This window comes from Pseudomonas sp. IT-232MI5 (assembly GCF_949767845.1).
Lineage (GTDB): Bacteria > Pseudomonadota > Gammaproteobacteria > Pseudomonadales > Pseudomonadaceae > Aquipseudomonas.
In genome coordinates this window covers 158391-174270 of sequence record NZ_CATKQE010000004.1, presented here as the reverse complement: position 1 = coordinate 174270, position 15880 = coordinate 158391, and the positions used below count along the sequence as shown (strand labels likewise).

The 15880-nt window shown below is 62.9% G+C and carries 8 protein-coding genes; 4 read left to right on the top strand and 4 right to left on the bottom strand.

Annotation, left to right across the window (positions count from 1 at the left end):
• Window positions 1–19 precede the first annotated feature (19 nt).
• The gene (locus ACM6JQ_RS04635) at window positions 20–10543 is read right to left on the bottom strand and encodes an autotransporter-associated beta strand repeat-containing protein (protein WP_414893311.1); all 10524 of its coding nucleotides are present in this window, start codon (window positions 10541–10543) and stop codon (window positions 20–22) included.
• Between the two features lie 452 nt (window positions 10544–10995).
• On the opposite strand from ACM6JQ_RS04635, the gene ACM6JQ_RS04630 reads away from it, so the two are divergent.
• Both ACM6JQ_RS04630 and ACM6JQ_RS04625 read left to right on the top strand, forming a co-directional pair.
• Complete coding sequence (locus ACM6JQ_RS04630; protein WP_123376971.1) at window positions 10996–11955, top strand: nucleoside-specific channel-forming protein Tsx; 960 nt, start codon at window positions 10996–10998, stop codon at window positions 11953–11955.
• Window positions 11956–11970: 15 nt separating this feature from the next.
• Window positions 11971–12993 carry a purine-nucleoside phosphorylase gene (locus ACM6JQ_RS04625; protein WP_414893310.1) on the top strand — a complete coding sequence of 341 codons (1023 nt, stop codon included), beginning with the start codon at window positions 11971–11973 and terminating at the stop codon, window positions 12991–12993.
• Between the two features lie 122 nt (window positions 12994–13115).
• On the opposite strand, the gene ACM6JQ_RS04620 is transcribed toward ACM6JQ_RS04625, so the two are convergent.
• The 3 genes from ACM6JQ_RS04620 to ACM6JQ_RS04610 all read right to left on the bottom strand — a co-directional run bounded on the left by ACM6JQ_RS04620 (window position 13116) and on the right by ACM6JQ_RS04610 (window position 15190).
• The gene (locus ACM6JQ_RS04620; RefSeq protein ID WP_095114266.1) at window positions 13116–14072 is read right to left on the bottom strand and encodes a quinone oxidoreductase family protein; all 957 of its coding nucleotides are present in this window, start codon (window positions 14070–14072) and stop codon (window positions 13116–13118) included.
• A gap of 30 nt (window positions 14073–14102) precedes the next feature.
• Entirely contained in the window at window positions 14103–14276 is a 174-nt protein-coding gene (locus tag ACM6JQ_RS04615; RefSeq protein ID WP_007969534.1) for a DUF1427 family protein, read from the bottom strand.
• A 140-nt stretch (window positions 14277–14416) separates the two neighbouring features.
• Complete coding sequence (locus ACM6JQ_RS04610; protein WP_095114265.1) at window positions 14417–15190, bottom strand: AraC family transcriptional regulator; 774 nt, start codon at window positions 15188–15190, stop codon at window positions 14417–14419.
• Window positions 15191–15326: 136 nt separating this feature from the next.
• On the opposite strand from ACM6JQ_RS04610, the gene ACM6JQ_RS04605 reads away from it, so the two are divergent.
• Window positions 15327–15554, top strand: a complete 228-nt coding sequence (locus ACM6JQ_RS04605) for a DUF6555 family protein (protein WP_007919026.1) — start codon at window positions 15327–15329, stop codon at window positions 15552–15554.
• Window positions 15555–15594: 40 nt separating this feature from the next.
• On the top strand, window positions 15595–15867 hold the full coding sequence (locus tag ACM6JQ_RS04600) for a hypothetical protein (RefSeq protein ID WP_007919028.1): 273 nt from the start codon (window positions 15595–15597) through the stop codon (window positions 15865–15867).
• Window positions 15868–15880 lie beyond the last annotated feature (13 nt).

Genomic DNA, 15880 nt, shown 5'->3' with positions numbered 1-15880 from the left:
AAAGTGCTTCGACCCTAAATCAGAAGCCCAGGCTGAAGCTGATGGTCATCGCATGGTCGTTGCTGTCGTTCGACAGTTGCCCCGAGTAGCCGACGCCGAGTTTGCCGGTCGGGCTGATCTGGAAGTCGACACCGGCTTCAACGATGGCGCTGTCCTTGGCAATCGGCACGCCTTGGGTGCTGAACGAGGCGCCGCCGTCGATGAAGGTCAGGTCGGCGTCAGGCTTGGTATCACCAAAGGCATGGCGCCAGCCGATGGCCGCGCGCGGGGTGAATTGCCCGCCGTTGGCCAGGGTGATGACTTTGCCGGCACGCACGCCGAGGGTCGAGAAGGTGATGTCCTGATCGGCATCGGCCTCCAGGCGCCCTACTCCACCCTTCTCCTTGGCTTTGTCAGTGTCGTAGTTGACGTAGGCCAGACCGGCAAACGGTTCGAGGGCAATGCCGCCAGCGTCGATGGCGTAGCCGACTTCACCGAATACCTGCGCACTGCGCGCATCGTAATTGGCCTTCAGGCGATCGTTGTAGCTGCCGACGCTGACGTTGCGTTTGGTCTCGATGTCGTGCCAGCTGTAAGCCGCGCCGAGGCGCACAGCCAGTGCATCGAACTGCGAGTTAAGGTACGCCGCCAAGTGGTAGCTTTCGACGGTGGCATCCGAGCGACGGTCATGCGCATCGAGGTCGCTGCGGGTGTAGCCGGCGGCCATGCCCACGCGCCACTGGTCATCGAGTTGCTTGTCGGTACCGAGCATGAAGCCGCTGAGGTTACGGTCGAGTTTCGCCGCGTTGCTGTCGCCATCCGACTCGCCCCAGGCGCCGAGTGCCCGCGCCCAGCCAACCATTTCGCCGTGGCAACCGTTGCTGCTCAATTGGTTGTCACTTGGCGCCAGGGCACGGCGTGGATCATCCGCCGCGCTGCATGACGGTTGGCGCATGCGATCGTTGACCGCGTCACGCACGTAGCGCGAATCCTCAAGGATGGCGCTGGCGGTGCTGGCGTGGATCTCACCGGACAGACTGTCGAAGGCATTACGCGCACCGGCGACACTGAGGTTGACGATCTCGTTCTGCAACGCCGCACCGGCCGGGCCGTTGTTCGACAGCGCGGTGGCGGTTCTGAACTGGTTGCCAGTGGCGGCGACATCGGCGAAGGAATTGCCGTTGCGGCTGACCACCAGGTTCACCGCATTAGCGTCATACACCAGTGCGCTGTTGAGGAACGCATATTGCGGCAGGTCCGCAGCGCTGAAGGTGCCGTTTACGCCACCGCCCGCCGTAATCAGCGAATACGTGGTGTTGCCGGTGAACGGTGCCAGCGAGTTGACTTGCAAAGCGCCGCCCAGATTTGCCGTGCCGCCGATTGCCAGTGGCGTCGCGGTTGGCGAACTGACGGTCAAGGCCAGCACACCGTCGCTAGCGTTGGTCAGGTTACCGGCCACGCTCAAGGTGCCCGCTTCAGAACCCGAGGCGACAACGCCATGGTTGACCACCGAGCCGACACTGCCGTTGCCGCTCAGACCGGCGCCGTTGGCCACGGTGACTTGCCCACCCAACGAAGCGCGCGCCGCAAGGCTGCCGACTTGCAACACACCTTGATCGACCGCGACCGTGCCGCTGAACGGATTATCACCGGTCAACAGCAAGGTGCCGGTACCGCGTTTGAGCATCGCGCCAAGTCCACGCAGCGATCCGTTGAACTGACCATTGAAGTTCTGCAAGAAGAGCAGCGATGCGTTGTTGAGGATGTTGCCCTGCAGGCTGGTGGTGTTACCGACCAGCGTACCGCCGCTGACCGTGGTGCCACCGCTGTAGGTGTTGGCGCCACTGAGCACCAGCGTGCCGGAATCGAGTTTTTCGATCCCGCCAGTGCCCACCAGCGGCGCGGAGATTTCCGCACTCGCGCCGGCGTTGACGCGCACCGGTGCAAGGCTGCCGTCCGTCCCGTTGACCGGGGTCAGTGAGCCACCGGCACCCGGCGTCAGGCTGTAGCCATTGGCGAGGAATTGCAGGCCGGTAAAGTTCTGATTGCCCTGCACGGTGACCGTACCTGCCTGACCGCCGAACACCGCGAACTGACCATTTGAAGCCAGGGCCTGAGTACCGCTCGGATCGGTCCAGTTAGTACCCGGCCCCCACACGCCGCTGCCGCCACCGATGCTGCCGTCCGGGTTTGTGGTGCCACCGTTCCAGAACTGCACCTCACCCGGGGTGCCTTGCACCAGCAGGTTGATCTGATTGGCGATAGCCGTTTGCAGGGTCAGATTGGCCGCCGACACCGGCAGGCTGCCATACACCAGACCGTTGTCGGTCAGGCTGCCGCCGTAGCTGAACAGTTGATAAACGCCGGTGCCGAAACCGCCGGCGTTGCTGATGTTCAACGTACCGTCGAGGGTCAGGTTGCCGGCAACATTGACCACGGTGGTCGAACTGGCCGCCGAGCCGAGACTGAAATCCAGATTGGTCCCCGAGGACAGTGCCAGCGAACCGACCGACAACGGCGTCGCGGTGCCGCCACCGGCCAGCGTCGCACCGTCAGCCAGTTGCACAGCGCCACCGAGCTGACCGCCACCGCCGATGCTCGCGCCGCTGGCGACACTGACGTTGGCGCTGTTGAGCACACCATTTACGATCAGGTTGCCGGCCTGCACCGACGTGTTGCCGGTAAAGCTGTTGTTGCCAGTCAGCAGCAACTCACCCGTACCGGTTTTGTTCAGCGTACCGGCGCCGGTGAGATTGCCGGTGTAGCTGCCATCGGCGTTTTGCTCGAAGGTCAGCGTCGCGTTGTTGACGATTGCACCTTGCAGGCTACTGGTATCGCCGCGCGTCGTGCCGCCGTTCAGGGTGGTGCCGCCGCTGTAGGTATTGGCACCACTGAGCACGAGATCACCGCTACCGTTTTTCACCAGACTGCCGGTGCCAGTCACAGCACCGATCAACGTGGTGTTCTGGTTGCCGGCGAGGATCAGTTGCGCGCCAAGGTTGACGGTGTTGGCCAGTTGCAATGCCGAGGTGCTGTCGAGGGTGCCGGTGCCGGTCACGTTGAGTGCACCGCTGCTGATTGCACTGTTGTTGCCGAGGATCAGCGTACCGCCGGCGAGTTGAGTGCCGCCGCTGTAAGTGTTGCTGCCGTTGAGGGTCAGGCTCGAAGCGCCGGCCTTGATCAGGCTGCCGCTGCCGCTAACCACGCCGCCGAGGGTCAAGGCGTTGGAACCGGCAACGGTCAAACCACCGTTGACGACCACGTCGTTACCGAGGCTGACGGCCGCATTGCTGTCCAGCGCCGTGCCATCGGCGGCGGTCAACACACCGCTGCCGAGCGCCGTGTTGTTGCCGACCACAATCTTGCCGCCATTGAGCGCCGTGCCACCGGTGTAGCCGTTGGCCGCGTTGAGCACCAGCGTACCCGTGTCGTATTTGCCCAGCGTGCCGCTGCCGTTCAGCGCGACACCAATGGTTGCCGTGGCGTTCGGGTCAACCCGCACCGTGGCATTGCCCAGCGAACCGTTGACCAGATTCAACGAGCCCGCCGCGCCGTTCACCAGGCTGTAGCCGTCGGTGACGAACTGCATGCCGGTGATGGTTTGCGCGCCGTTGACAGTCACTGTGCCGGCCGCGCCCTGGAACACCGCAAAATTGTTGGTCCAGGCCTGGTTGGTGGTGCCGTTGACGTCGGTCCAGTTGGTGGTGCCGGTGCCCCAGGCGCCGCTGCCACCCTCCACCGAACCGTTGGCCATCAGTTGATTGCCGTCCCAGAACTGCACGGTGACGCCCGGTGCGGTGACCAGCAGGTTGATCTGATTGGCCAGCGCGGTTTGCAGGGTCAGATCGCCCGGCGTCACGCTGCCCGGCAGTGTGCCGAAGAGCATGCCGTTGTCGGTCAGGCCGCCGGTGTAGTCGATCAGGCGATAGACACCGCTGCCAAAACCACCGATGTCGCTGACGTTGAGGGTGCCGTCGAGGGTCAGGTTGCCGCCGACATTGACCAGCGCATTGCCGCCACCGGACACCGGTGTGCCGAGACCGACGTCGAAGTTGGAATTGCCGTTGAACAGCAGCGAACTGACGTTCAGCGTACTGCCGGTGACGCCAGCCAGATGACCGCCATCGGCCACGGTCACGGCACCGGTCAGGGTGCCGCTGCCGCCGAGGGTGCCGCCGTTGTTGACCAGCACATTGCCGCTGGCCAGCGAACCGTTGACCTGCAAGGTACCGGCGTTGACGTTGGTGTCGCCGGTCAGGTCGCTGATGCCGCTGAGGGTCAGGGTGCCCGTGCCAAGTTTGCTCAGGCTGCCGTCACCGCTGAGGATGCCGGCGAAGGTGCTGCTGACGTTGTTGCCACCGAGGCTCAGCGTGTTGCCAGTGCCGATCAGCGCCGTACCGCTGCCGGTGAGGCTGGCAAGGCTGCCCGAAGCACCGAGATTCAGCGCCGCGCCGCCCGCGAGATTGACCGTGGCGTTATTGCCCAATGCCGTGCCGTTCAGGGTGGTCAGGCTGCCGGACAGTACATCGAAAGTGCCGCTGAAGGTGTTGTTGCCGGACAGTGTCACGTCGGCCAGACCGTTCTTGGTCAGAGTGCCCGCACCGGCAATCACGCCGCCGAGGGTCAGGTTGTTGTTGCCGGCCAGACTCAGGTTGGCATTGACGTTGACGTTGTTCGCCAGCACCAGCGGCGCACTGGTGTCGAGGCTCGACGCGCCGGCCACGGTCAGTGCGCCGCTGCCCAATGCCGAACCGGTGCCGAGGGTCAGCGTACCGGCGTTCAACGTGGTGCCGCCGGTGTAAGTGTTGACGCCGTTGAGTGTCAGGTTCGACGCGCCGTCCTTGATCAAGCCACCCGCGCCGCTGACCACACCCGCGAGGGTCAGATTGTTGCTGCCGGTGTTGCTCAGATTGGCATTGAGCACAACGTTGTTGCCCAGGCTCAGCGCACTGTTGCTGTCCAGCGCGGAGGCGCCGGCTACGGTGAGATTGCCCAGACCCAGCGCCGAGTTGCTGCCGGCGGTCAGGGTGCCCGCGTTGAGGGTCACGCCACCAAGAAAATTATTGTTGCCACTCAGGCTCAGGTTGGCCGCGCCGTTTTTGCTCAGGCTGCCGGCGCCGTTGACCGTGCCGGCCAGGGTCAGATCCGCCGTGCCGCCAATGCCGAGGTTGCCCGCGAGGTTGACCGCGTTGTTCAGCGAAACCCCGGTGCTGGCATCCAGCGTGGTGCCGCCCGCTGCATTCAGCGTGCCCGAGCCGAGCGCCGAGTTCGACGCCAGAACCAGTCCGCCGGCATTCAGCGCGACCGGCCCGAGGAAGGCATTGTTGCCGCCGAGGGTCAGGTTGGCCGCGCCGGTTTTGATCAGGCCACCGGTGCCGCCAATCACGCCGTTGAGGGTCAGGGCATTGCTGCCGACGATGGTCAGGTTGCCGTTCAGCGTCGCCGCGTTGGCCAGTGTCACCGCCGCGTTGCTGTCCAGCTGCGTACCGGCATTCGCCGTCAGCGTACCGGTACCGAGCGCCGTATTGCTGCCGACGATAATCTTGCCGCCGTCCAGTTGCGTGCCGCCGGTGTAAGTGTTGGTACCGCCGAGCACCAGGGTGCCGGCGTCAAGTTTATTAAGGATGCCGCTGCCATCGATATTGGCATTGATGGTCGCCGTGACGCCCGGATCGACGCGCAACGAAGTGGTGCCGCCGGTGCCGTTGACCGCCGTGAGTTGCCCCGCCGCACCGTTGACCACGTTGTAGCCATCGGTGAGGAATTGCATGCCGGTAAACGCTTGCGTGCCGTTCACCGTCACCGTGCCGGCAGTGCCCTGGAACACCGCGAAGTCGCCGGCCCACGGTTGGTTGACCAAACCGTTGGCGTCGGTCCAGTTGGTGCCGACCGCGTTCCACGTGCCGCTGCCGCCATCGACCACGCCGTTGGCGATGGTCTGGCTGCCGTCCCAGTAACGAATGTTGACGTTCGGCGCCGACACTTGAATGTTGATCTGATTGGCCACGCCGGTCTGCACCACCAGGTCGCCGAGGCCGTAGCCGACCGGCACGCTGGCCACGTCCAGACCGAGATTAGTCAGGGCACCGGTGTAGTTGAACAGGCGATACACACCAACGCCGAAACCGCCGGCATCGCTGACGTTGAGATTGCCGTCAAGGGTGAGGTTGCCGCCGACGTTCATCAGCGACGCAGTCGACGGTGTGCCCAGTGCCACATCAACGTTGCTGCCGGCGCCGAGAGTCAGAGCACTCGCCGACAAGGTGTTGCCCGACGCCAACGCCAGATGCCCACCGTTGTTGATGTTGACCGCGCCGAGCGCCGAGCCGGTACCGGTCAGGGTGCCGCCGGTATTGACGTTGAGTTGAGCACTGCCCAGCGAACCGCTCAGGTTCACGATACCGCCATCGATCGCGGTATTGCCGGTAATGCCGTTGATGCCAGTGAGGTTCAAGGTGCCGGTACCGACTTTGACCAGGCCGCCGCTGCCGCTGAGATCGCCATCAAAGATGCTGGTGACGTTGCCGGTGCCGACCGTCAGGGTGTTGCTGCCGGTCAGTTGCACACTGCCGCTGCCGCTCAGCGCGCCGAGGCTGGCGTCACTGCCCAGATTCAGGCCGGCGCCGGCGCTGATGTTGACGCCGGAGGTGTTGCCCAATGCGTTGGTATTGAGCGTGGTGACGCTGCCCGAAATGATGTTCAGCGCGCCAGTGAAGGTGTTATTGCCGGCCAGGGTCAGGTCTGAAAGGCCGTTTTTGGTCAGGCTGCCGGCGCCGTCAATGATGCCGTTCAAGCTCAAATCGTTGTTGCCGGCGACGGTCAGTCCGGCATTCAGGGTAATGGCGTTGCCGATGCCGAACGATGCGCTGTTATCCAGCGTTGCCGCGCCACCGACGACCAATGCGCCACTGCCCAGACCGTTGGCATTGCCAAGGGTCAACGTGCCGGCGTTGAGTGTGGTGCCGCCGCTGAAGGTGTTGTTGCCATTGACGGTCAGGTTGGCTGCGCCGTCCTTGATCAACTGGCCGGTGCCACTGGTCACGCCGCCGAGGGTCAGGTTCTGCGTACCGCCCACGGTCAGCGCCGCATTCAGGGCGACATTGTTGTTGAGGCTGACCAGCGGCGAGTTGCTGTCCAGTGTCGCGGCGCCAGCGACGGTCAATGCACCGGAACCGAGCGCCGAACTGTTGCCGACGGTCAGAGTGCCGGCGTTCAGCGTGGTGCCGCCGAGGTAGTTGTTGGCGGCATTGAGAATCAGATTGGCCGCGCCGTCTTTCACCAGACTGCCAGCCCCGCTGACCAGACCGGTCAGGGTCATATCCGCTGTGCCGCCGATGTTCAAGGCACCGGCGAGTGCCACGGCATTGTTCAGGCTGACGGCGGTGTTGGCATCCAGCGTGGTGTTGGCCGCCGCGTTCAACGTGCCGGAACCCAGCGCGGTGTTGCTGCCGACGGTCAGTTTGCCGGTGTTCAACAGGGTGTTGCCAAAATAAGTGTTGGCGCCGTTGAGGGTCAGGTCGGCAGCACCGTTCTTGGTCAGTCCACCGATACCGGCGACCACGCCGCCGAGGGTCAGCGCATTGGAGCCACCCAGGGTCAGAGTGCCGGCGAGGTTGACGTTGTTGGCCAAGGTCGCGGCGGTACTGGTATCGAGGGTGGTGCCGTTCGAGGCGTTGAGTGTGCCGGTGCCCAGGGCGGTGCTGGAACCGACAATCAGTGAACCGGCGTTCAGCGCCGTGGTGCCGGTGTAGGTGTTGTTGCCGTTGAGGGTCAGACTCGAAGCGCCGGTTTTGATCAGACCGTTACCGCCACTGATCACCCCGCCAAGGGTCAGCGCATTGGCGCCGCCGGCGGTGAGGTTGGCGTTGAGAATGACGTTGTTGTTGAGGGTCACGGCCGAACTGCTGTTGAGGGTGCCCGCGCCTTCCACCGACAAGGCGCCAGTGCCCAGTGCCGCGCCGTTGCCGACCGTCAAGCTGCCGGCATTCAGCGTGGTGCCGCCGCTGTAGGTATTGGTGCCATTGAGCGTGAGATTGGCGGCGCCGTTTTTCACCAGTTGGCTGGTGCCGCTGATCACGCCGCCGAGGGTCAGCGCGTTGCTGCCGCCAATGCCCAGGCTGTTGTTGAGAATGATGGCATTGTTCAGGGTCACCGTCGCATTGCTGTCGAGGGCGGCCACGCCGCCGACGGTGATATTGCCACTGCCCAGCGCCGCGTTGGCGCCCGCCGTGATCGTACCCGCGTTCAACGCGACGGCACCGAGGAAGGTGTTGGCGCCGTTGAGAATCAGGTTGGCCGCGCCGTTTTTGGTCAGCCCGCCGCTGCCGCTGACAATCCCGCCCAGGGTCAGGTTGGCACTGCCGCCGACAGTCAGGTTGCCGCCGAGTGAGACTGCGTTGGTTAGCGCAACGGCAGTGCTGGCATCGAGGGTGGTGCCCGCCGCCGTGGTCAAGGCACCCGTGCCCAGCGCGGCGTTGGAGCCGACAATCAGCGTGCCGGCATTCAGCGCGGTACCGCCGGAAAAGGTGTTGTTGCCGCTGAGGCTGAGGTTGGCGGTGCCGTTCTTGATCAGATTACCGGCACCGCTGATGACGCCGCTCAAACCCAGCGCCTGCGTGCCGCCGATGGTCAGATCGGCCGCCAGCGCGACGGCGTTGGCGAGAGTCACCGCCGTGGTCGCATCCAGTGTGGTACCGGCCGCCGCGTTCAACGCGCCCGTACCCAGCGCGGTGTTGCTGCCAACGAACAGGCTGCCGGCATTGAGCAGCGTGTTGCCGCTGTTGGTGTTGTTGCCGCTCAAGGTCAGGCTGGCGCTGCCGGATTTGGTAATCCCACCAGTGCCGGACAACACGCCGCCGAGTGTCAGGGCATTGCTGCCGAGCACGTTGAGCGCACCGGTCATGCCGATGTTGTTGGCCAGGGTGACGTTGGTGGTGCTGTCCAGACTGGTGCCGGCGGCGGTATTCAGCGCGCCACTACCCAGCGAGTTGTTGTTGGTCACCAGCAGGGTGCCGGCGCTCAGGGTGGTGGTGCCGGTGAACCCGCTGTTGGCGCCACTGACAGTCAGGCTGCCGCTGCCGGTTTTGGTCAGGCCGCTGCTGCCGCTGATCAAACCGCCGAGGGTCAGCGCGCCAGTGCCGCCGGCGGTCAAGGTGCCGCCGAGGCTGATGGCGTTGTTCAGGCTGATCGTGCCCGGGGCGCTCAACGTTGTCGCGCCAGTGACGTTGAGGGTGCCGGTGCTCAGCGCCAGGTTGTTGCCCAACTGCACGGTGCCGCCGTTGAGCGTGGTGTTGCCCAGGTAGGTGTTGGCGGCGCTGAGGCTCAGTTGCCCGGAACCGACTTTGGTCAGGCCGCCGCTGCCGGAAATGACGCCGCTCAGGGTGGTGGCGTTGGTACCTTGCACTGTCACGCCGCCCGCGCCGAGGGAAATCAGGTTACTGACGTTCAACCCGGCATTGCTGGCCTGGAGTATCCCGCCGTTGGAGGTGATCACGCCGCTGCCGAACGTGGCGTTGTTGTTGAACTGGGCGACACCACCGTTAAGCGTGGTCGCGCCGCTGACCAATGGCCCCTGCAAGGTCCAGGTGCCGCTGTTGAGGGTCAGGTTGTTGAAGTTGACGTAGGTCGCGCTCGATGCGGTGCCGACACCCGTGGTGCCGCCGCCGACGCCGATCGGGTTTTGCAGAATCAGGCTGTTGGTGCCGCCCGCGCCACCATCGACCGTGCCGGTCGGAGCGAAGGTCAGATTGATGCCGATCAACCCGCCGAGGCCGACGCTGATCTGTACACCGTCACCGACGTTGACGCTGGAACCGGTCACCGCGGTGAAGGTGTTGGTGCTGGCCGCGCCCATCGACACGCCGCCGGTAATCGCACCGGCGTTGGTGAAGGTATTGCCTGCCGCCGATGTTTCGAACGCGATCCGGCCGTTGATCACACCGGTGCTGCTGTTGGTCATGTTGACCTGCGAGCCGCCGTAGACGCCGACCACCGGGGTGTCGGCGAGGGTGATGCCGCCGATCGACAAACCGGTCGAGGTGATGGTGCCGTTGTTGGTGATGCTGGTGGTGCCGGCAGCAGCGTTGTTCACCGCAATGCCGAGGCCGTCGATGCTGGTCAGGTTGAGCCCGAGCAACATGCCCGTACCACGGATGATCCCGCTGGCGTTGTTGAGCACGCTGACCGTACTCGTAGCGCCAGTGCCAATGAACGCGCCGCCGCTCAGCACCGAGACCAGGCCGAGCAGTGCCGGGTCGAGCGTGCCGGAGTTGTTCAGGGAAATGTTCACCCCGGTCAGGTCCATCACATGGCCGCCGAGGGTCGCGTTCATCTGCGCCCCACTGTTGACGTTGACCGTCAGGCCACTGGTGGCGCTGGAAAAATTATTCAGAAACAGCGGCAGACTCGGCACGCCGGTGCAGGTCACCGTGGACCCCGCCGTGGAGCACGTGGCCAGCGCAGGAGCGCTGACGCCGCCGAACAACAGCCCGGCGACACTCAGATGCACAGCAAGGGAAAGAGGGGAAAAGCGCGAAACGAGGGCGACACCAAACCTTGCTTCCACGGGCTACTCCTTGTCGTGGCCAAATTCTTCCTTGAGCGCGCGAAGAGCCGTGCTTATTCCACACGCGAATCAAGACTGCGACGGTCATCACAAAACCGTTGATTGGGGACAAAGCTAGTAGACGCCCGGCAATGGGGCACGGATTAAATGGTGTTAATACTTTAATACTAGAGGGGTCTGGAATAAGCGTTTCAGCCCGTATTCGTGAGCCTTCAACCTGTCGCAGAACCTGTAGGCCTTCGCGAGCAGGCGAAGGCCTACAGGGGTTTGCGGTGATCAGTTATACCTGATCAGTCCGTCAGTTAAATTTGCGAATTCTTCGATATTTCATGGCATTGAGAAAACTGGTACGCCTTGTGCAAACGTTTGCGTAACGTCAATCCCAACGTTTTCGTAACAAAACCGTACAAGCCCACGGAACACGGGCCTCGATCCGCAAAAAAGGACTTTGAATGGCCATTGCATGCCCTTTTCGCGCACCTTTCTCGTGCACGCTTGCTGTTTCCTTGCTACTGACCGGCGTTACCGGACTTCTCAGCCACAGCGCTCTGGCGCAACCGGCAGCCAAAGAAGAATCCGCCCAGGGCGAAGCCCTCAGCCCCGAAGCCAGCCCGCCGAAAAAAGGCGCCTACCTCTCGGACTGGTACAACCAGGACCTGATGCTGATCGGCAGCAAGGACATCAGCTTCGGCCCGCAACCGGCCGACGATATCTATCTGGAATACGAGTACTTCGGCCGCAAAGGTCCGTTCGAACTATACGGCTATGTCGACATTCCGAAGATCTTCAACATCGGCAACAGCCACGACAAAGGCGTGTGGGATCACGGCTCGCCGGTGTTCATGGAGCACGAACCGCGCATCTCCATCGACTACCTCGCCGGCCGCAGCCTGGCCATCGGTCCGTTCAAGGAATGGTATGTGGCGTTCGACTGGATCTACGACCACGGCAGCCGCAAAGAGAACCGCGCCAACACGCTGTACAGCGGTTTCGGCACCGACATCGATACGCACTCGCGGGTCAACCTGTCGGCCAATCTGTACGGTCGCTATCAGTGGGAAAATTACGGTGCCAGCAACGAATATTCCTGGGACGGCTACCGCGCACAGCTCAAGTACATCGTGCCGATCGATAAATTCAGCAACGGCGCCTCATTGACCTACATCGGCTTCACCAACTTCGATTTCGGCTCGGACATCCACAAGGACAACCCGGCGCGCACCGCCAATGCGACGGTGGCGACCAACGTCCTGCTCTACTCGTTCACGCACTTGCGCTTCACCCTGGTCGGCCGTTATTTCCACAACGGCGGCAACTGGGAAGACGGCAGCGAGCTGAATTTTGGCGATGGCAATTTCCGCGCGCGTTCCAACGGCTGGGGTTACTACGCCGGCGTCGGTTATCAGTTCTGAATCAAGGAGTTTTCCATGCAAGCAATGATGCGTTTGACCCTGGCCGGTGCGGCCCTGCTCTCCTCCACCGCGTGGGCGGCCGAGGCCCCGATGCAACCGAAAGTCGTGTTGATCACCATGTTCGCCCCTGAGGCGCAGCACTGGATTGATCGCCTTGAACTGAAGCAGGAAATCCGCGTGCCGGGCCTGTCCGCCGAGTACCCGAGCATTCGCTGCAACACGCAGCAGGTGTGCCTGTTGACCACCGGCATGGGCCAGACCAATGCGGCCGCCTCGACATTGGCGTTGGCGCTGTCGCCGAAATTCGACCTGCGCAAAAGCTACTTCCTGATCGCCGGCATTGCCGGCATCAGCCCGAAACACGGGACCATCGGCACCGCTGCATGGGCGCACTATCTGGTGGAATTCGGCACGCAATGGGAGATCGATTCGCGTGATGCGCCGTCGACCTGGCCGACCGGCTATCTGGGCATCAACACCAAAGGGCCGAACGAAAAACCGCCGCTGGATTACAAGACCGAAGTTTTTGAACTCAACCCGAAGCTGCAGGCCAAGGCCTTCGCCCTGAGCCACAAGGTCGAGCTGAGCGAAAGCAAAGAGTCCGCCGCGTGGCGTCTGAAATATCCGTCGGCCCCGGCCAATCAGCCGCCGGTCGTGACGCGCTGCGACACACTGGCCGGCAACACCTGGTTTTCCGGAACGCGCCTGAGCGAGCGGGCCGAGGTCTGGACCAAGTTGCTCACCGACAACAAGGGCGAATACTGCACGACGCAGCAGGAAGACAACTCGACCTATGAGGCCTTGCTGCGTGCCGGTCGTGAAGGTCTGGTCGATGTCCAACGCCTCGCCGTGGTGCGTGCAGGCTCCGACTTTGACCGCCCGGAGCCGGGCGGCAGTGAAGTGGATAACCTGCTCAAATACGCCGATCAGGGCGGCTTCGTGCCGGCGCTGGAAAACCTCTATCGCGCGGGGAATCCTCTGGTGCAGGACATACTGAAAAACTGGTCGGCGTGGGAAAACGGCGTCCCGCAATCCTGAACCCAACAACGATCTACTGTAGGAGTGAGCCTGCTCGCGATAGCGGTGTGTCAGTTTAATCATGAGTAACTGATACACCGCTATCGCGAGCAGGCTCACTCCTACAGGGGTTTTGCGGTGTATCAGGGAATGAGGATGACCTTGTCGCCACTGCCTTGATTGACGTCGGCGTAGCGCGCCAGGCCTTCGGTCAGCGGCACTTCGACCAACCCTTGCGGCAACGGCAACAACCCTTCATCGAAGAACCGCCCGAACTGCTCGAGCATCGCCGCGCAGGCTTCAACGCCATACAACAACGAATTGATTCCGACCACCGACCCGCCCTTGCGATACAAGGCCAGCGCCGGCAGTTGCACATGCCCGTCCACCGGTGCGGCGATGATCGCGATCCGTCCGAACGTGGCCAATGCCGCCACCGACGCCGGCAGCCAGAAACCGGTAGTGTCAAAGATCACATCGGCACCACCGCGATACACCGCGTTGACCTGCGCACCGAGGTCTTCGGGTTTATCCAGTTGAATCGTCTGATAACCCTGCGCTTGCAGTTCCGCCACCTGCTCCGGGCGCCGCGCCGCCGCCAGCAACTGCGCGCCACGCACCTTCGCCAGCGCCAAAGCAGCGGTCGCCACCGCTCCGCCGCCGATCACCAGCAAACGCGTTTCGGCCGTCACCAGACTGCGTTCCAGCGCATCCCACGCCGTGGTGTACGGCACGCCGAGGCTGGCGGCCTGGGTGAAACTCAGGTGTGACGGTTTTTGCGCTATGCCATTGGCCGGCAGTTTGACGAATTGCGCGTGCGTGCCGTCGGCGAAAAAGCCCAGCTCACGGCCGGTGCCCCAGACTTCCTGACCGATCAAAGCCTGCGGGCCTTCGACGACGACACCGGCGAAATCGCGACCGGGAATTCGCGGCAGCGTGGTGTAGGGGAAGCGGCCGAGGACGTTTTTCACATCGCTGGGGTTGAGGCCAGCAGCCTTGATCTGCACCAGCACTTCGTCAGCGCCGGGTACCGGAGTCGGCACCTCGACGTAACGCAGGGAAGACAGGTCGCCGGTTTTATCGAATTGCAGTGCTTTCATGGGGACATCCACCGAAGGAAAAGAGGGATTTCAGGACAGCCAGCCCGCGACCAGTTGCCGGCCCATCGGCCACAGCTGCTCACCTGCCAACATGCCGAGTAAACCGACCAGCGCGATAGCCGGTGGCGCCGGAGAACGGAAATCCAGCGCGCCGTACAACAGACCGACGCCCAGACCGATGGCTAGCGAAATCAGGTAATTCATGGGGAGGAACTCCGCCCGTGGAAAGGAATGGGCAAAGTTTAGGGAGTCGGCGAGGTTGGCATCGGCCAAGGACTTCTGAATTTCGGACAAACCAACCACAGTCACCACAAGGTTCTGTGTAGGTTCAGGATATAGCGTCGTTACAGAGTGAATTGCGAAGGGGCGACGCCCAGTTCGCGACGAAACATGTCGCTGAAGCTACTGGGTGAATAGCCGAGCTCCCGGGCAATGACACTCACCGCCACGCCCTGAATCAACGCCGCCACCGCCGTCGCCAGTTGTACCTGCCGCCGCCACTCGGCGAAGCCCATGCCGAGGCTGTCCTTGAACAACCGCGCCAGGGTGCGCACGCTGGCTCCGGCATTTTCCGCATGCTGTTCGAAAGGAATCTCCAGCGACGGCGCCGCCATCACTGCCTGACACAGATTCATCAAGCGCCGGTCGGAGTCATCCGGCATCGGGATCTTCAGCTGTGAACGCCGTGCGCGTTTCAGCTCCAGCAAGGCCAGCCCGACCAACGCCTCGTAATACGCAGGATCACCGCTGTCGCCCTGCTCCACCAGCCCGACAATCAACTCGCGCAGCAACCCACCGACCTCGATCACCTGCACCGTCGTGTCCAGCGTCGCCGCCAGCGCCGGGCGCAGGTAGATATTGCGCATCTGCAAATCCGACACCACGCGAATCCCGTGCGGCACGCCCGGCGGCAACCACACCGCCCGCTGCGGCGGCACCACCAGCGCTTCGTGCGGCGTCTCGACCCACATCACCCCGCTCATCGCATACAGCAACTGTCCCCAGACATGCTCATGCGGCTCGATAAACAAGCCGCGCGGATACGTCCGCGCCACACGTTGCACGGGCACATCGGTATCGCTCAGATCTGGGGGTGCGGCAAGGGCCATGGCGAGCATTCATTGGGGTTGGCGAAAAACCCATGGTAACCAGTGCGCCACGGCGTCGCCAACGATAGATACCGTCGGACAATCCGAGTGAATTTTCCCGCAGCGCCGCGATCCCTCTATTACCACAGGGAGGAATACGGGCTTTATGAACAACGCAAAACTCTATGTCATCGAATACACCCTTCACGGCACGCCCAAGTCGTTCATTATCCGCTCGGACAAAATGGACAACACCGAGGCGTGGCACTGGGCGAGCTGCGACGCAGGCGTTGGTCGCATCCCGCGCTTTGGCCGTGAAAAAGTGCAGAAGACCAGCAAACCGATGGCGGAAAAATTCGGCGTGGAAAACGTTGTGTGGCGACCGACCAGCTAAGCTCTGCGCATCGATCGGCATCATTCGGGGGGAATGCACCATGAGCAACATCATCAGCCCGGCGCACCTGGACTACGGCCTCGATACGCTGTTTGGGCGGATCACCAAAAGCGTGGACTGTCGCGTTGGGCTGGAGGCGGTCGAAGGTGATCCGTTTCGCTTTGCCTTGCGAGTGCCGGCGCCGCTGCCTGAAGATCTGGACCAGGCGAAAACCATCGTGGTCAGGGTTGAAGGGCGACGGCTGCAAGGCACAGTGAGGCATACAGAGCGGCTGGATGATGAAAGTATGAAACTGGAAGTGGAGCCTGATTAGGCTCCACTTTTTT